Below are 15,014 nucleotides of genomic sequence, written 5' to 3'. Positions count from 1 at the left end.
CGAAGGCAGGAGCCCAGGGTAGTGGCAGAACCACGCCTGTAGCGACCGGCAACCCTGGGCTCCTGCCTTCGCAGGAGCACGGTGGAGACTTTTGCAAAGGTCCCGTGAGGGCGGGGTGACGGGGAGTATAGCGCGGGTTCGTTACCCGCAGGTCAGCTTGACGATCGTTCCCGCCGCATCGGTCTCGACGTTCAACCGATCCGGGCGGAAATCCATCGTGACGGGCGAGCCGGTGACGTAGCGCCGGACCGTGCGCGCGCCCGACGATTTCTGCGCCAGCGCCGCGGCGGCATCCGCAGGGCGACCGATCAGGCCCTCGGCCGCATTCGCGTTGCACCGCACTCCAGCGGACGCATCCTCCGCCGCGTCCTGCGGCGCTGGCGCGGTGGCACAGGCGGTCAGCACCAGTGCGCTCGTCAGGATCGCAATCGCCTTCATGCCGCCGCATCCTCGGTCCGCGTCATCTTCAGCCGTCCGCCCAGCACCGCAAAGGCCAGCCGTCCCTCGACCAGATCGAGCGCATCGCGGCCGAACTGGTCGAAGCGCCAGCCGTCCAGGATCTGGAGGCCCTTGCGCTGTCCCGCGGCGAGCAGTTCGAGCTCCTCCGACCGCGCGAGCAGCCGCGGTGCCACGTCGATGTCGCGCGCGCGGATCTTGAGCAGCAGCTTGAGCAGGTCGGCGACCAGCGCGCCTTCCTTGCCCAGCCCCGGCTTGCGGTCGTCGCGCGGCGGCAGTTCCTCGTCGGACAGCGGCGTCGCCCCCTCGATCGCCGCCATCAGCCGCGCGCCGATGTCGTTGCCGGCCCAGGTCTGCGACAGGCCACGCACCTTGGCGAGATCGGCCTGCTTGCGCGGGGGGTGGCCGGCGAGGTCGGCGATCGTCTCGTCCTTGACGATGCGGCCGCGCGGCAGGTCCTTAGCCTGCGCCTCCAGCTCGCGCCAGCGCGCGATCGCCTTCAGCCGCCCCAGTACCTCGGCCTTGCGGCTGGCGACGCGGACGCGCTTCCACGCGACATCGGGGTCGTTGGCGTAATTGGCGGGATCGGCGAGCCGCTCCATCTCCTGATCCAGCCACGCGCCGCGCCCGGTCTTGCGCAGCCGCTCCAGCATCTTCGGGAAGATCCTCGACAGATGCGTGACGTCGCCGATCGCATATTCGATCTGGCGCGCATCCAGCGGGCGGCGCGCCCAGTCGGTGAAGCGCGCGCCCTTGTCGATCTGCACCCCCAGCCAGCTGTCAACCAGATTGGAATAGCCGATCTGCTCGCCCTGACCCAGCGCCATCGCCGCCACCTGCGTATCGAACAGCGGATGGGGGGTCTTGCCGGTCAGGTTGTAGATGATCTCGATATCCTGTCCCCCGGCGTGGACGACCTTCAGCACGTCGTCGTTGTCGGTCAGCAGGTTCAGCAGCGGGGTCAGGTCCAGCCCCGGCGCCATCGGGTCGATCGCGGCGGCCTCCTCGGTATCCGCGATCTGGATCAGGCAGAGCTCCGGATAATAGGTGCTCTCGCGCATGAACTCGGTATCGACCGTGACGAAGGGAGCTTGGGCGAGGCGGGCACACAGGTTGGCGAGCGTCGCGCTGTCGGTGATGAGGGGGTGAACGTGCATAAGCCGCCGCCCTTATACCGGCGCGCGCGGGTTGACAAAGAGGGGATCGGCGGGGAAGCGGCCCCGATCATCATTTGCGTCACGCCGGTCCCATGACGGGCTGACGAGGAAAGCGGAATTCATGCACGCCTATCGCTCCCACACCTGCGCTGCGCTGACCGCGGACAATGCCGGCGATACGGTCCGCCTGTCCGGCTGGGTGCGCCGCAAGCGCGACCATGGCGGCGTCCTCTTCGTCGACCTGCGCGACCATTACGGCATCACGCAGATCGTGGCGGACAGCGATTCGCCCGCGCTGGCGCTGCTGGACGGGCTGCGCGTCGAGTCCGTGGTGACGATCGACGGCGAGGTGAAGCGCCGGTCGGAAGCGACCGTGAACCCGAACCTGCCGACCGGCGAGATCGAGGTCTATGCCCGCTCCGCGACGGTGCAGAGCGTCGCCGCGGAGCTGCCGATGCCGGTGTTCGGCGACGCGGAATATCCGGAGGAGATTCGCCTGCGGAACCGCTTCCTCGACCTGCGTCGCGAGAAGCTGCACGCCAATATCATGCTGCGCTCCAGCGTGATCGCGTCGATCCGCCAGCGGATGGTGGGGCAGGGGTTCACCGAGTTCCAGACCCCGATCCTGACCGCGTCGTCGCCCGAGGGCGCGCGCGACTATCTGGTCCCCAGCCGCGTCCATCCGGGCAAGTTCTACGCGCTGCCGCAGGCGCCGCAGATGTTCAAGCAGCTGCTGATGGTCGCCGGGTTCGACCGCTATTTCCAGATCGCGCCCTGCTTCCGCGACGAGGATGCGCGCGCCGACCGCAGCCCGGGCGAATTCTACCAGCTCGATTTCGAGATGAGCTTCGTCACGCAGGACGACGTCTTCGCCGCGATCGAGCCGGTGCTGCACGGCGTGTTCGAGGAATTCGCCGACTGGCAGGGGAAGGGTCGCACCGTGTCCCCGCTCCCGTTCAAGCGGATTCCGTACCGCGAATCGATGCTGAAATACGGCAACGACAAGCCCGACCTGCGCAACCCGATCCTCATCAGCGACGTCTCCGATCACTTCGTCGGCTCGGGCTTCGGCCGCTTCGCCGCGATCGTCGAGGCGGGCGACGTGGTGCGCGCGATCCCGGCGCCCGGCACCGCGGAGAAGAGCCGCAAGTTCTTCGACGACATGAACGCCTGGGCGCAGTCCGAGGGGTTCGCGGGGCTTGGTTACGCGACCCGCAAGGGCGGCGAATGGGGTGGCCCGATCGCCAAGAACCACGGCGAGGAGAAGATGACCGCGATGGCCGATGCGCTGGGCCTCGGCCCGGACGACGGTCTGTTCTTCGCCGCGGGCAAGGAAGCGCAGGCAGCGAAGCTCGCTGGCCTCGCGCGCACCCGCGTCGCCGAGCAGCTGGGGCTGATCGACGAGAAGCGGTTCGAATTCTGCTGGATCGTCGACTTTCCGATGTTCGAATATGACGAGGATGCGAAGAAGGTCGACTTCAGCCACAACCCCTTCAGCATGCCGCAGGGCGAGCTGGAGGCGCTGGAGACGAAGGACCCGCTCGACATCCTCGCGTACCAGTATGACATCGTCTGCAACGGCATCGAGCTGTCGTCGGGCGCGATCCGGAACCATCGCCCGGAGATCATGTACAAGGCGTTCGAGATCGCGGGCTACAGCCAGCAGGACGTCGACACGAATTTCGCGGGCATGATCAATGCGTTCAAGTTCGGCGCGCCACCGCACGGCGGGTCGGCCCCGGGGATCGACCGCATCGTGATGCTGCTGGCGGATCAGCCGAACATCCGCGAGGTCATCGTCTTCCCGATGACGCAGAAGGCGGAGGACCTGATGATGGGGGCGCCGAGCTTCGTCAGCGCCCGGCAGCTCAAGGAGCTGAACCTGCGGTCGACCGCGGAATTGCCGAAGGATGCGGCGGGGGCCGTGGCGCCGAGCGCGGGGTAACTTCTTTCGTCACTCCCGCGAAGGCGGGAGTCCAGACGCGCTGTACTCGCTTGAGCCGAGCCGGCAGCGCGTCCGGATCCCCGCCTTCGCGGGGATGACGATCAGGCGATCACGCCGCCTCGAACTCGCCGGTTTGGGTATCCAGCACCTTCAGCTTGCCATCGGCGATCGCGAAGACCGCGCCGTGGAGGCTCAGCGTCCCCGCGTCGAGGCCGTCCTGAATGAACGGGAAGGTCTTGAGGTTTTCGATCGAGGTCTTGACGCCCTCCTGTTCGAGCGCCGTCTGACCCTCCGGACCGTCGCCGTGTTCGGCGATCACGCGCTCGCGCGCGTCGTCCAGCAGCTTGATCCATTCCGCCACGAAGCCGCCCTTGCCGGGCTCGGCATCCTTCAGCGCGCCCGACAGCGCCGCCTTGACGCCGCCGCACGAGCCGTGGCCGAGGACCAGGATTTCCTCCACCTTCAGGCTGGTGACCGCGAACTCGATCGCGGCCGAGACGCCGTGCAGGCCGCCGCTGGGATCGAACGGCGGGACGAGGTTGGCGACGTTGCGCACCACGAACACCTCGCCCGGACGCGTGCCGAAGATCGTCGCGGGATCGACGCGGCTGTCGGAGCATGCGATGACCATGGTCTTGGGCGTCTGGCCGCCGGCCAGCTCGGTCCAGCGCTCGCGCTCCTCGATCCACTCGTTGCCGCGGAAGCGGTAGTAGCCCTCGATGAAATCCTTGAACTTTCGCATATGGCACATGCTCCTTCGTTGTTTCGTGAAGCGTCAGGCGCTATCTCCGCACCATGAACGAACTAACCCCGATCAAGGCTCCCGCCCGGCAGCGAAAGCCGGACTGGATCCGCGTCAAGGCCCCGACGAGCGAGGGCTTCGCCGCCACGCGTGCGCTGATGCGCTCCAAGAGCCTGACCACCGTGTGCGAAGAGGCGGCATGCCCCAATATCGGGGAATGCTGGACCAAGAAGCACGCGACGGTGATGATCCTGGGCGACACGTGCACCCGCGCCTGCGCGTTCTGCAACGTGAAGACGGGCATGCCGCGCGCGGTCGACCCACGAGAGCCGCAGAACGTCGCCGATGCGGCGGCGCAGATGGGGCTCCAGCATATCGTCGTGACCTCCGTTGACCGCGATGACCTGCCCGATGGTGGGGCGAAGCAGTTCGTGAAGGTGATCGAGGCGATCCGCCGGACCAATCCGACGACCACGATCGAGATCCTCACGCCCGACTTCCGCAACAAGCACGAAGCGGCGGTGGAGGCCATCGTCGCCGCGCGTCCAGACGTATATAATCACAATCTGGAAACCGTCCCCCGGCTGTACCCCACGATCCGCCCCGGTGCGCGTTATTACGCGTCGATCCGGCTGCTGGAGAGCGTGAAGAAGCTGGACCCGTCGATCTTCACCAAGTCCGGCATCATGCTGGGGCTCGGCGAGGAGCGGCTGGAGGTGCATCAGGTGATGGACGACATGCGCTCCGCCGACATCGATTTCCTGACGATGGGCCAGTATCTGCAGCCGACCCCGCGCCATGCGAAGGTGGCGGTCTTCGTCACCCCGGCGGCGTTCGACGCCTATGCCGCGATCGCGCGGGCGAAGGGGTTCCTGCTGGTCGCCTCGTCCCCGCTGACCCGGTCGAGCTACCATGCGGGCGACGACTTCGCGAAGATGAAGGCCGCACGCGAGGCGAAGCTTGCCCAAGCACGCTGAGACGCGCCGCCTTCCGTACACGCCGGAGCAGATGTTCGACCTGGTCGCGGATGTGCGCCGCTACCCGGAGTTTCTGCCGTGGGTGACCGCGATGCGGGTGCGTCAGGATAGCGGGACGGAGACGACCGCGGACATGATCGTCGGCTTCAAGGGGCTGCGCGAGACGTTCACGTCCAAGGTGACGAAGACGCGGCCCGAGGCGATCCGGGTCGAGTATGTCGACGGGCCGCTCAAGTATCTCCACAACGACTGGCGCTTCCGCGCGGATGGGGACGGCGGGTGCCTGGTCGATTTCACGGTCGACTTCGCCTTCAAGAACCGGATGTTCGAGATGCTGGCCGGGCAGGTGTTCGGCGTGGCATTGCGCCGGATGATCGGCGCGTTCGAGGATCGCGCGGCGGTGCTGTACGCGGCGGGGGCAACGTAACCGCGTCGGCGTGGCTCAGGGCCGGGGTGACGTTTGCTGTTCCGCCATCGCCCGCAGCCCGTTTTCCAACTGCGCGCGCAGGTTGGCGCGCACCGCGGGGGTGACATCGGGTCGCGGTGTCGGGGATTTCCCCGCACGCAGTCTGGCCTTGTCCGCTTCCGGCGGATCGACGACCCGGACGCGCACCGCCGCCTGCCCCTGCGCGCGGATCCCGAGCAGGTCCGCTGCACCCCGCGACAGGTCGATGATCCGCCCCGCCGCGAACGGGCCGCGGTCGTTGACCCGCAGCACGATCACCCGTCCGGTATCGAGCGAGGTGACCTCGACGTAGCTCGGCAGCGGAAGCGTGGTGTGGGCGCCCGCGATCGCCTTCGCGCGGAAGCGCTCGCCGTTGGCGGTGCGATCCCCCGATTCGCTGCCGTACCAGCTCGCCATGCCGAGCATGTCGTAGGTCGGATCGGCCGTGGGAATGTAGGTGATGCCGCGCACGCTGTACGGCTTGCCGATCCGCACCGGCGTATCGCTGACCGGCGCGTAGCGGCCCCCGCACCCGGCCAGCAGCGCGGCGGCGGCGAGGGCGACGACGTGCCTCAATGCGCGCGGACCGGCACTCCGGCGGCGGCGAGCGCGGCATGCGCCTGTGCCACGGTCGCCTGTCCGAAGTGGAAGATCGAGGCGGCGAGCACCGCCGACGCATGACCCTGCGTCACGCCCGCCACCAGATCGTCCAGCGAGCCGACCCCGCCGGAGGCGACCACCGGCACTGGCGTGCGGTCGGCGATCGCGCGGATCAGGTCGAGGTCGTAGCCGCCGCGCGTGCCGTCGCGGTCCATCGATGTCACCAGCAGCTCGCCCGCGCCCAGCTCGGCCAGTCGCAGCGCGTGCGCGACCGCGTCGATCCCGGTGGCGCGTCGCCCGCCGTGGGTGAACACCTCCCAGCCGTCGCCGCGGCGCCGTGCGTCGATGCTGGCGACGCAGCACTGGCTGCCGAAGCGTTCGGCGATGTCGCCGACCACCTCGGGCCGGGATACGGCGGCGGAATTGACCGCGACCTTGTCGGCCCCCGCCAGCAGGAGCGCGCGGGCGTCCTCGGCGGTGCGCACGCCGCCCCCTACCGTCAGCGGCATGAAGCATACCGCCGCGGTGCGCCGTACCACGTCCAGGATCGTGCCCCGCGCTTCGTGACTGGCGGTGATGTCGAGGAAGCAGAGTTCGTCCGCCCCCGCCGCGTCATAGGCGCGTGCCTGTTCGACCGGATCGCCGGCATCGATCAGGTCGACGAAGTTCACGCCCTTGACCACGCGTCCGTCGGCGACATCGAGGCAGGGGATCACGCGGGCTCTGACGGTCATGCGCGCGCCATGCCCGCAGCAGGGGGGCAGGGCAAGGGTGCGGGGTGGGGTTCGCGCCGGGCAGACGATCGGCTAGGCGCGTGCCATGAGCGACCGTGAATGGGACGAGGCGCTGGTGCGCGCCTGGCTGGAGCATCGCGCGACGTCGGCGCGCGCGGAGCAGGACCGAGCGGATCGCCGCGGGCGCGAGGCGGAGGACGATTACGACCGGGCCGCGGCGGAGGAATGGGCCAGCGCGGCGCTGGCAATGGGCGATGCCGCGGCGACGCAGGCGGGGTTCGCGGCGCTGATCAGGGCGCTGACGGCGCAGGAGGAATATGTGCGCCCCGGCGTCCACGACGATCGCCGGTTCGAGCGCGAGGTGCGCGGCTGTCTGCGCCGGATCGCGAAGATGGCGAAGGCGAACGAGGGGTTCGAGAACCGGCTGCGGTTCCAGCGGTGATATTCCGCTATTCGCCGGGCTCGCGGGACCTTTGCGAACGGCTGGAACGGCGCCGCATACCGGCCGTGCTCCTGCGCAGGCAGGAGCCCAGAGTCATTAAGAACAACCTCTTATGGGATCGATAACCCCGGGCTCCTGCCTGCGCAGGAGCACGGTGGACATCTTTGCGCAGGTCCCGCCTCCGCCGAAGAACGGCGACATCAGCGCGCCGCCGCCTCGGCCACGCTCAGCGCCCCCGCGAGGTCCAGGCGACCGTCGTACAGCGCGCGGCCGGTGATGACGCCCTCGATCCCGTCCTTCGCGTGAAGCGCCAGGACATGGATGTCGCCGATCCCGGCGACGCCGCCGCTGGCGATCACTGGAATATCGACCGCGCGCGCCAGATCGACGGTCGCTTCCACGTTACAGCCCTTGAGCAGGCCGTCGCGTCCCACGTCGGTGAACAGCACCGCGGCGACCCCGGCATCCTCGAACCGGCGCGCCAGATCGGTCGCGCTGGTGGTGGAGACATCGGCCCAGCCCTTGGTCGCGACCATGCCGTCCTTCGCATCGACCGCGACCACGATCCCGCCGGGAAAGGCCGACGCCATGTCGCGGACGAACTGCGGATGTTCCAGCGCGGCGGTGCCGATCACGACGCGGGCGACGCCCAGGCGGAACCACGCCTCGACCGCGGCGGGCGTGCGGATGCCGCCGCCCAGCTGGACATGCCCCGGAAACGCGGCGACGATCGCGCGCACGGCGTCGCCGTTGACGCTCTCGCCCGCGAAGGCACCGTCGAGATCGACGACGTGGAGGTGCCCGGCGCCCGCCTCCGCGAACAGCGATGCCTGGTGCGCGGGATCGTCGCCGTACACCGTGGCGCGGTCCATATCGCCCTCCGCCAGGCGCACGACCTGTCCCGACTTGAGGTCGATCGCGGGGAAGACGATCAGGGGCGCCACGTCAGGAACCTTTCCAGCAGCGCCAGGCCATAGCGCTGGCTCTTTTCGGGATGGAATTGCACGCCCAGCACCGTGTCGCGCGCGATCGCGGCGGTGACGGGGCCGGCGTGATCGGTGGTCGCGGCGACATGCGCGCCGTCGAAGGCGAAGCTGTGGAGGAAATACGCCTCGCCCGCCTCGATCAGCGGGTGGCCGCCGACGGGGACGACATCGTTCCAGCCCATGTGCGGGACCTTGGCGTCACTGCTGCCCACCTCGATCCGGCGCACGGTGCCGGCGATCCAGCCCAGCCCGGCGTGGGTGCCCAGCTCCTCGCCGGTATCCGCCAGCAACTGCATGCCGACGCAGATGCCGAGAAACGGCGTGCCCTGCTCCAGCACGCGGGTGCGCATCGCGGCCTCCATCCCCGGGATCGCGCGCAGCGCCGCGGCACAGGCACCGAACGCGCCGACGCCGGGCAGCACGATGCGATCGGCGCGCGCGACGACGTCCGGATCGGACGTGACGGTCAGGTCATCGCAGCCCGCCGCGCGCAACGCATTTTCGACCGAGTGGAGGTTGCCCGCCTGATAATCGATCAGGGCCAGGTTCATGACATGGGGCCTGTCACAGCGTTCCCTTGGTCGACGGGATCGCATCGGCCTTGCGAGGGTCGATCTCCACCGCGGTGCGCAGCGCGCGGGCCACGCCCTTGAACGCACTCTCGGCGATGTGATGGTTGTTGTCGCCGTACAGCGTCTCGATATGCAGCGTGATGCCGGCGGTCTGCGCGAAGCTGTGGAAGAAGTGCCGGAACATCTCCGTGTCCATCGTCCCCAGCCGCGCCTGCGTGAACGCGCCCTTCCACACCAGCCAGGGGCGGCCGGAAATGTCGAGCGCGACGCGGGTCAGCGTCTCGTCCATCGGCGACAGCGCGTCGCCGTAGCGGCGGATGCCGCGCTTGTCGCCCAATGCCTGGGCCACCGCACTGCCCAGCGCGAGCGCGGTGTCCTCCACCGTGTGATGCTCGTCGATATGCAGGTCGCCGTCGCAGCGGATCGTCATGTCGATCAGCGAGTGGCGCGAGAGCTGCTCCAGCATGTGATCGAAGAAGCCGACCCCGGTCTTCACGTCATATCGGCCGGTGCCGTCGAGGTCGACGGTGACGGCGACCTTGGTCTCGCTGGTGTCGCGGGTGAGGGTGGCGGTGCGCATCGTGGGGCGATCCCATAGCGCCCCTGACGCACCGGGCAAGCTTGACCTCGTCCGCCACCGCGCTACCCATAAGGGATGAACGACATGCTGCCCGACAGCCTGATCCCCTATGACGACATCGTGCAGGAGGCGCTGCGCGCGGTCGTCGGCCGCGTGCTGGGCACCGTCGCCGAGTCGCAGGGGCTGCCGGGCGAGCACCATTTCTACATCACCTTCAAGACGCAGGCGCCCGGCGTCGACATCCCGCAGCGGCTGGTCGAGCGCTTCCCGGACGAGATGACGATCGTCCTGCAGAACCGCTTCTGGGACCTGACGGTCGATGAGACGCGCTTCTCGGTCGGGCTCAGCTTCAACCAGGTGCCGTCGAAGCTGGTGATTCCGTACTCCGCGATCACCGGCTTCCACGATCCGGCGGTCAATTTCGAGCTGCGGTTCCAGGCGCAGGAGGGGCCGGGCGACGGCCCCGGCGGGCACGATCCGGCGGAGAATGACGGTCCCGTGGCGGCCCCGGTCGAGGACGGCTCGAACGTCGTCGCGGTGGATTTCAAGCGGAAGAAATAGGGAGCGAGCGGCGTAGCCAGCTACGCCGCGGTCGCGCCTGCTGCGCGACGCGAACCGCCCGGCCGGCGCGGCCGTTTGGCCGCGTCCGACGTCATGGGATTCATTCCCATGACGTCGCGGCGAGCCACTCACGTCATTGCGCGTGATCCTGGGCTCCGCCTTCGCAGGAGCACGGCATAGCTTGGGCAACGGAACTGCCTTCGCTACGGCACGCTTCCTCGACCGAGCAGGAGGCAGTGCATGACCGATACCCGCACCGAAACCGACTCGATCGGCCCGATCGAAGTCCCCGCGAGCGCCTATTGGGGGGCGCAGACCGAGCGTAGCCTGGAGAACTTTCCGTTCGGCGCGCGCGAGCGGATGCCGATCGAGATCGTGCATGCGCTGGCGATCGTCAAACAGGCCGCGGCGCGGGTCAATCGGCGGCACGGATTGGCGACCGAGAAGGCCGATGCGATCGAGGAAGCCGCGCAGGAGGTGGTCGCGGGCACGTTCGACGATCAGTTTCCGCTCGTCATCTGGCAGACCGGCAGCGGCACGCAGTCGAACATGAACGTCAACGAGGTGATCGCGGGGCGTGCGAACGAGATCCTGACGGGAAATCGTGGCGGCAAGAGCCCGGTGCACCCCAACGACGACGTCAATCGCGGGCAGTCGAGCAACGACAGCTTCCCGACGGCGCTGCATATCGCGTGCTCGATCGCGGTGCGGCGGCGGCTGATCCCGGCGGTCGAACGGCTGCACAACGCACTAAATGCGAAGGCCAAGGCATGGTCCGGCATCGTGAAGATCGGGCGAACGCACCTTCAGGACGCGACGCCGCTGACGCTGGGCGACGAATTTTCGGGCTATGCGCACCAGATCGAGCGGTGTCTGCGGCGGGTAGAGCCGGCGGTGGAGCAGGGCACCGACCGGCTGGCGCAGGGCGGGACCGCGGTGGGCACGGGATTGAACGCGCCCGGCGGCTTCGCGGACGATTTTTGTGCGGAGGTGCGCGCCATTACCGGGATCGCGTTCAGCCCCGCAGACAATTTCTTCGAGGCGCTGGCGTCCAACGACCCGCTGGTTCACCTGTCGGGCGTGCTCAACACGCTGGCGGTGGCGGTCACGAAGATCGCCAACGACATCCGTCTGCTGGGATCGGGGCCGCGCTGCGGGCTGGGGGAGCTGGACCTGCCCGCCAACGAACCGGGCAGCTCGATCATGCCGGGCAAGGTCAACCCGACGCAGTGCGAGATGCTGACGATGGTCGCCGCACAGGTGATGGGCAACCACGTCGCGATCACGGTGGGCGGCGCGCAGGGGCATCTGGAGCTCAACGTGTTCAAGCCGATGATCGGGGCGGCGGTGCTGCGCTCGATCGACCTGCTGGCGACCGGGTGCGAGAGCTTCGCGGAACGCTGCGTCGAGGGGCTGGAGGCGAACGAGGGGCGGATCGCGGAACTGCTCGACCGCTCGCTGATGCTGGTGACCGCGCTGGCGCCCGAGATCGGCTATGACAATGCCGCGAAGATCGCCAAACATGCGCATGCCGAGGGACTGACGCTGAAGGAGGCGGGGCTCGCGCTGGGGCTGGTCGATGCGGAGACGTTCGACCGGGTGGTCCGGCCGGAGGCGATGCTGGGGAACTGATCCCGGGGGAACTGATCTACGTCAGCGGCATTCTGGCGATGACGTAACGACGAAGGTTCTTCACGACATGGGTGCCACCACGATGGGCGCGCTGATCGGCGGCGCGGTCGATGCGATGTCCGGCGACGACGGCGTTGCGGATGGTGCGCTGTATGGCGCGATCACGGCCAACGTCCTGAAGCTCGTCCTGCCGGTGGCCCTCACCTATGCGGTCGGCTGGGGCGTGCTGAAGGGGCTGTCGGTACTCGTCGACACGGTTTCCAAAAAGGTTTCGGCATGATTCGGACGATCATCGGTGCGCTGCTCGGGCGCGAACTGGGCCAGCGGCAGGGCGCCGGCATGAAGGGCGCGGTCACGGGCGCGCTGCTGACGCGCGCCGTGTCGCGCATGGGGCCGCTCGGCATGGCGGTGGGCGGCGCCTATGTCGCGAAGAAGGCCTATGACCGGCGCAAGCTGGAGAAGGCGGGGCAAGGCACGCGTATCTGACGCCTGCCACGCCCGGCGGAGGGTGCGGCTCGTGACGGAGCCCCGGCCTGTGCGGGACCTTTGCAACAGGCTACACCGTGCTCCTGCCTGCGCAGGAGCGCGGCGTGGGTTGGGTGCTGTTGACGCGTCTTGCACGGGTCCCGCATGTGCCGGAATTACCTCCTTCAGCGCCAGTCGGCGTCCTGATGCTCGCCCAGCCTCGGGCTCGCAGCGGGAGCCTGAACGCGTACGCCGTCATAGGTGATCGGTGCGGCCAGCCCGGGCAGGCCGTCGACCGTGAGCCTCATGCCCCGGGCGATCACCTGTGGATCGGCGAACACCTGATCGATGCGGTTGACCGGGCCGACCGGCACGCCGCTCGCCTCCAGCACGGCGAGCAGGTCTGCGCTGTTCCACATCACGGTGCGGGCGGTCACCAGCGGCAGCAACGCGGCCCGGTTGGCGACGCGCGCAGGGTTCGTCGCAAAGCGCGGGTCGGTCGCCATGTCGGGGAGGCCGAGCACGTCGCACAGTTTCGCGAACTGCCGGTCGTTGCCGACCGCGATGATGAGGTCGCCGTCGGCCGTCGGGAAGCTTTGATACGGCGTCAGGTTCGCGTGGCCGTTGCCCATCCGCTGCGGCACCACCCCGCTCGCCATCCAGTTCAGCGCCTGGTTGCCGAGCACGCCCACCTGCGTGTCGAGCAGCGCCATGTCGATGTGCGTGCCGTGGCCGCTGTGGTGACGGCCCTGGAGCGCGGCGAGAATGGCGACCACGCAATAGACGCCGGTGAACAGGTCGGCATTGGCCACGCCGCCCTTTTGCGGCGGGCCGTCCGGCTCCCCGGTGATCGACATGATCCCGCCCATCCCCTGGATGATGAAGTCGTAGCCGGCGCGGTGCGCATAGGGCCCGGTCTGTCCGAAGCCGGTGACCGAGCAGACGATGAGCCGCGGGTTCAGCGCGCGCAGCGCCGCGGCGTCGAGGCCGTATTTGGCGAGGCCGCCGACCTTGTAATTCTCGATGACGACGTCGGCGCCCGCGGCGAGATCGCGGACCCGCGCCTGCCCCCCAGGCGTGGCGATATCGATCGCGACCGAGCGCTTCCCGCGGTTGCAGGCGTGATAATAGGCCGCCGACAGGTTGGTGCCGTCTAGCGCGGTGATGAAGGGAGGGCCCCAGTGACGGGTGTCGTCGCCCTCGCCGGGACGCTCCACCTTGATGACGTCGGCGCCCAGATCGGCGAGCAATTGCCCTGCCCAGGGACCGGCCAGGATGCGGGCGAGTTCGAGCACGCGGAGGCCGGCGAGCGGGCGGGGCGGGGTATCGGTCATCGTCCCTCTCTAGCCCTGGCCCGTGGGGGGCTGTCCAGTTCGTTCGCGCGAAGACGCGAAGGCGCTGAGATGAAGCGCTTGCGGCAATGTTCGGAGCCGCAGCAGCAGGTCTCAGGATGTGTTTAGCCACGTAGCTGCCGCGCTTACAGCCTCTTCGCGTCTTCGCGTCTTCGCGTGAACCATCCTTGAAGCCCTCCACCACCCCGCATAAGGACCATGGCGACACGACAAACTAGAAGGCCTGCCCCATGAAGACCCGCGCCGCCGTCGCGTTCGAGGCGAAGAAGCCGTTGGAGATCGTCGAGCTCGACCTGGAGGGGCCGAAGGCGGGCGAGGTGCTGGTCGAGATCATGGCGACCGGCATCTGCCATACCGACGCCTACACGCTCGACGGGTTCGATTCGGAGGGCATCTTCCCCTCCGTCCTGGGGCATGAGGGCTGCGGCGTGGTGCGCGAGGTGGGCGCGGGCGTGACCAGCGTGGCGCCGGGCGACCATGTCATCCCGCTGTACACCCCGGAATGCCGCCAGTGCAAATCGTGCCTGTCGGGCAAGACCAACCTGTGCACCGCGATCCGCGCGACGCAAGGGAAGGGGTTGATGCCCGACGGCACCACCCGGTTCAGCTACCGGGGGAAGCCGATCTTCCACTATATGGGCTGCTCGACCTTCTCCAATTTCACCGTCCTGCCCGAGATCGCGGTGGCGAAGATCCGCGCGGATGCGCCGTTCGATACCAGCTGCTACATCGGGTGCGGGGTGACGACCGGGGTCGGCGCGGTCGTGAACACCGCCAAGGTGCAGCCCGGCGAGAATATCGTCGTCTTCGGGCTGGGCGGGATCGGGCTGAACGTCATCCAGGGCGCGAAGCTGGCGGGGGCGGGGCGCATCATCGGCGTCGACATCAACCCGGATCGGGAGGAATGGGGCCGCCGCTTCGGCATGACACATTTCCTCAACGGCAAGGGCCTGTCGCGCGAGGAGACGATCGCGAAGGTGCTCGAGCTCACCGACGGCGGCGCCGACTACAGCTTCGACGCGACCGGCAACGTCGAGGTGATGCGCACCGCACTGGAGGCATGCCATCGCGGCTGGGGCACGTCGATCATCATCGGCGTGGCGGAGGCCGGCAAGGAGATTTCGACCCGCCCGTTCCAGCTGGTCACCGGGCGCAACTGGCGCGGCACCGCATTCGGCGGCGCGAAGGGGCGCACCGACGTGCCGAAGATCGTCGACTGGTACATGAACGGCATGATCGAGATCGACCCGATGATTACCCACCGGCTGACGCTGGAGGAGATCAACAAGGGTTTCGACCTGATGCATGCCGGCGAGAGCATCCGCAGCGTCGTGGTATATTGACCGGACGCCCCTCCCTGTCGGGGAG

18 protein-coding genes are annotated in these 15,014 nt (G+C 68.4%); 9 read left to right on the top strand and 9 right to left on the bottom strand.

Annotation, left to right across the window (positions count from 1 at the left end):
* Positions 1-141: 141 nt before the first annotated feature.
* Entirely contained in the window at positions 142-438 is a 297-nt protein-coding gene (locus PGN23_RS12530; RefSeq protein ID WP_335303247.1) for an I78 family peptidase inhibitor, read from the bottom strand.
* A complete protein-coding gene (gene rnd / locus PGN23_RS12525; RefSeq protein WP_335303246.1) occupies positions 435-1,613 on the bottom strand; it encodes a ribonuclease D in 1,179 nt (392 codons plus the stop codon). Before rnd ends, PGN23_RS12530 begins: the two co-directional genes overlap by 4 nt.
* A 121-nt stretch (positions 1,614-1,734) precedes the next feature.
* On the opposite strand from rnd, the gene aspS reads away from it, so the two are divergent.
* Entirely contained in the window at positions 1,735-3,558 is a 1,824-nt protein-coding gene (gene aspS / locus PGN23_RS12520; protein ID WP_335303244.1) for an aspartate--tRNA ligase, read from the top strand.
* 109 nt (positions 3,559-3,667) lie between these two features.
* Here aspS and PGN23_RS12515 read toward each other — a convergent pair whose 3' ends face one another.
* Positions 3,668-4,300: a carbonic anhydrase gene (locus PGN23_RS12515; RefSeq protein ID WP_335303243.1), complete on the bottom strand. Its 633-nt coding sequence runs from the start codon at positions 4,298-4,300 to the stop codon at positions 3,668-3,670.
* Between the two features lie 53 nt (positions 4,301-4,353).
* On the opposite strand from PGN23_RS12515, the gene lipA reads away from it, so the two are divergent.
* The gene (gene lipA, locus PGN23_RS12510; RefSeq protein ID WP_335303241.1) at positions 4,354-5,277 is read left to right on the top strand and encodes a lipoyl synthase; all 924 of its coding nucleotides are present in this window, start codon (positions 4,354-4,356) and stop codon (positions 5,275-5,277) included.
* Positions 5,261-5,704, top strand: a complete 444-nt coding sequence (locus tag PGN23_RS12505) for a type II toxin-antitoxin system RatA family toxin (RefSeq protein WP_335303240.1) — start codon at positions 5,261-5,263, stop codon at positions 5,702-5,704. Before lipA ends, PGN23_RS12505 begins: the two co-directional genes overlap by 17 nt.
* A gap of 15 nt (positions 5,705-5,719) precedes the next feature.
* Here PGN23_RS12505 and PGN23_RS12500 read toward each other — a convergent pair whose 3' ends face one another.
* Together PGN23_RS12500 and hisF are read right to left on the bottom strand one after the other, a co-directional pair.
* Positions 5,720-6,298: a septal ring lytic transglycosylase RlpA family protein gene (locus tag PGN23_RS12500; RefSeq protein ID WP_335303239.1), complete on the bottom strand. Its 579-nt coding sequence runs from the start codon at positions 6,296-6,298 to the stop codon at positions 5,720-5,722.
* Complete coding sequence (gene hisF / locus PGN23_RS12495; protein WP_335303238.1) at positions 6,295-7,056, bottom strand: imidazole glycerol phosphate synthase subunit HisF; 762 nt, start codon at positions 7,054-7,056, stop codon at positions 6,295-6,297. Before hisF ends, PGN23_RS12500 begins: the two co-directional genes overlap by 4 nt.
* Before the next feature lie 85 nt (positions 7,057-7,141).
* Here hisF and PGN23_RS12490 point away from each other — a divergent pair, with 85 nt between their 5' ends.
* On the top strand, positions 7,142-7,498 hold the full coding sequence (locus PGN23_RS12490; RefSeq protein WP_335303237.1) for a hypothetical protein: 357 nt from the start codon (positions 7,142-7,144) through the stop codon (positions 7,496-7,498).
* Positions 7,499-7,698: 200 nt separating this feature from the next.
* On the opposite strand, the gene hisA is transcribed toward PGN23_RS12490, so the two are convergent.
* From hisA to hisB, 3 genes are read right to left on the bottom strand one after another with little or no spacing between them, the layout of a single operon-like run.
* A complete protein-coding gene (gene hisA / locus PGN23_RS12485; protein WP_335304594.1) occupies positions 7,699-8,433 on the bottom strand; it encodes a 1-(5-phosphoribosyl)-5-[(5-phosphoribosylamino)methylideneamino]imidazole-4-carboxamide isomerase in 735 nt (244 codons plus the stop codon).
* Positions 8,430-9,035 carry an imidazole glycerol phosphate synthase subunit HisH gene (gene hisH, locus PGN23_RS12480; protein ID WP_335303236.1) on the bottom strand — a complete coding sequence of 202 codons (606 nt, stop codon included), beginning with the start codon at positions 9,033-9,035 and terminating at the stop codon, positions 8,430-8,432. The genes hisA and hisH overlap by 4 nt, the downstream gene beginning before the upstream one ends.
* 13 nt (positions 9,036-9,048) lie before the next feature.
* Positions 9,049-9,636 carry an imidazoleglycerol-phosphate dehydratase HisB gene (gene hisB, locus PGN23_RS12475; protein WP_335303235.1) on the bottom strand — a complete coding sequence of 196 codons (588 nt, stop codon included), beginning with the start codon at positions 9,634-9,636 and terminating at the stop codon, positions 9,049-9,051.
* Positions 9,637-9,711: 75 nt separating this feature from the next.
* On the opposite strand from hisB, the gene PGN23_RS12470 reads away from it, so the two are divergent.
* From PGN23_RS12470 to PGN23_RS12455, 4 genes are all read left to right on the top strand, one after another.
* Positions 9,712-10,197, top strand: coding sequence for an SspB family protein (locus tag PGN23_RS12470; RefSeq protein ID WP_335303234.1), 486 nt, complete (start codon positions 9,712-9,714; stop codon positions 10,195-10,197).
* Positions 10,198-10,437: 240 nt separating this feature from the next.
* Complete coding sequence (gene fumC, locus PGN23_RS12465; RefSeq protein ID WP_335303233.1) at positions 10,438-11,829, top strand: class II fumarate hydratase; 1,392 nt, start codon at positions 10,438-10,440, stop codon at positions 11,827-11,829.
* Between the two features lie 82 nt (positions 11,830-11,911).
* Positions 11,912-12,109 carry a hypothetical protein gene (locus PGN23_RS12460; protein WP_335303232.1) on the top strand — a complete coding sequence of 66 codons (198 nt, stop codon included), beginning with the start codon at positions 11,912-11,914 and terminating at the stop codon, positions 12,107-12,109.
* The gene (locus PGN23_RS12455; protein ID WP_335303231.1) at positions 12,106-12,315 is read left to right on the top strand and encodes a hypothetical protein; all 210 of its coding nucleotides are present in this window, start codon (positions 12,106-12,108) and stop codon (positions 12,313-12,315) included. The genes PGN23_RS12460 and PGN23_RS12455 overlap by 4 nt, the downstream gene beginning before the upstream one ends.
* A 164-nt stretch (positions 12,316-12,479) precedes the next feature.
* Here PGN23_RS12455 and PGN23_RS12450 read toward each other — a convergent pair whose 3' ends face one another.
* Entirely contained in the window at positions 12,480-13,628 is a 1,149-nt protein-coding gene (locus PGN23_RS12450; RefSeq protein WP_335303230.1) for a CaiB/BaiF CoA transferase family protein, read from the bottom strand.
* Between the two features lie 248 nt (positions 13,629-13,876).
* On the opposite strand from PGN23_RS12450, the gene PGN23_RS12445 reads away from it, so the two are divergent.
* On the top strand, positions 13,877-14,989 hold the full coding sequence (locus tag PGN23_RS12445) for an S-(hydroxymethyl)glutathione dehydrogenase/class III alcohol dehydrogenase (RefSeq protein ID WP_335303229.1): 1,113 nt from the start codon (positions 13,877-13,879) through the stop codon (positions 14,987-14,989).
* Positions 14,990-15,014 lie beyond the last annotated feature (25 nt).

Source organism: Sphingomonas adhaesiva (assembly GCF_036946125.1).
GTDB lineage: Bacteria > Pseudomonadota > Alphaproteobacteria > Sphingomonadales > Sphingomonadaceae > Sphingomonas > Sphingomonas adhaesiva_A.
This window is presented reverse-complemented; position numbering and strand designations above follow the sequence as displayed.

Bases quoted from the DNA above. Each gene is read 5' to 3' on its own strand.
- PGN23_RS12530 (WP_335303247.1), bottom strand. From the start codon at position 438: ATGAAGGCGATTGCGATCCTGACGAGCGCACTGGTGCTGACCGCCTGT.
- rnd (WP_335303246.1), bottom strand. From the start codon at position 1,613: ATGCACGTTCACCCCCTCATCACCGACAGCGCGACGCTCGCCAACCTG.
- aspS (WP_335303244.1), top strand. From the start codon at position 1,735: ATGCACGCCTATCGCTCCCACACCTGCGCTGCGCTGACCGCGGACAAT.
- PGN23_RS12515 (WP_335303243.1), bottom strand. From the start codon at position 4,300: ATGCGAAAGTTCAAGGATTTCATCGAGGGCTACTACCGCTTCCGCGGC.
- lipA (WP_335303241.1), top strand. From the start codon at position 4,354: ATGAACGAACTAACCCCGATCAAGGCTCCCGCCCGGCAGCGAAAGCCG.
- hisF (WP_335303238.1), bottom strand. From the start codon at position 7,056: ATGACCGTCAGAGCCCGCGTGATCCCCTGCCTCGATGTCGCCGACGGA.
- PGN23_RS12490 (WP_335303237.1), top strand. From the start codon at position 7,142: ATGAGCGACCGTGAATGGGACGAGGCGCTGGTGCGCGCCTGGCTGGAG.
- hisH (WP_335303236.1), bottom strand. From the start codon at position 9,035: ATGAACCTGGCCCTGATCGATTATCAGGCGGGCAACCTCCACTCGGTC.
- hisB (WP_335303235.1), bottom strand. From the start codon at position 9,636: ATGCGCACCGCCACCCTCACCCGCGACACCAGCGAGACCAAGGTCGCC.
- PGN23_RS12470 (WP_335303234.1), top strand. From the start codon at position 9,712: ATGAACGACATGCTGCCCGACAGCCTGATCCCCTATGACGACATCGTG.
- fumC (WP_335303233.1), top strand. From the start codon at position 10,438: ATGACCGATACCCGCACCGAAACCGACTCGATCGGCCCGATCGAAGTC.
- PGN23_RS12460 (WP_335303232.1), top strand. From the start codon at position 11,912: ATGGGCGCGCTGATCGGCGGCGCGGTCGATGCGATGTCCGGCGACGAC.
- PGN23_RS12455 (WP_335303231.1), top strand. From the start codon at position 12,106: ATGATTCGGACGATCATCGGTGCGCTGCTCGGGCGCGAACTGGGCCAG.
- PGN23_RS12450 (WP_335303230.1), bottom strand. From the start codon at position 13,628: ATGACCGATACCCCGCCCCGCCCGCTCGCCGGCCTCCGCGTGCTCGAA.
- PGN23_RS12445 (WP_335303229.1), top strand. From the start codon at position 13,877: ATGAAGACCCGCGCCGCCGTCGCGTTCGAGGCGAAGAAGCCGTTGGAG.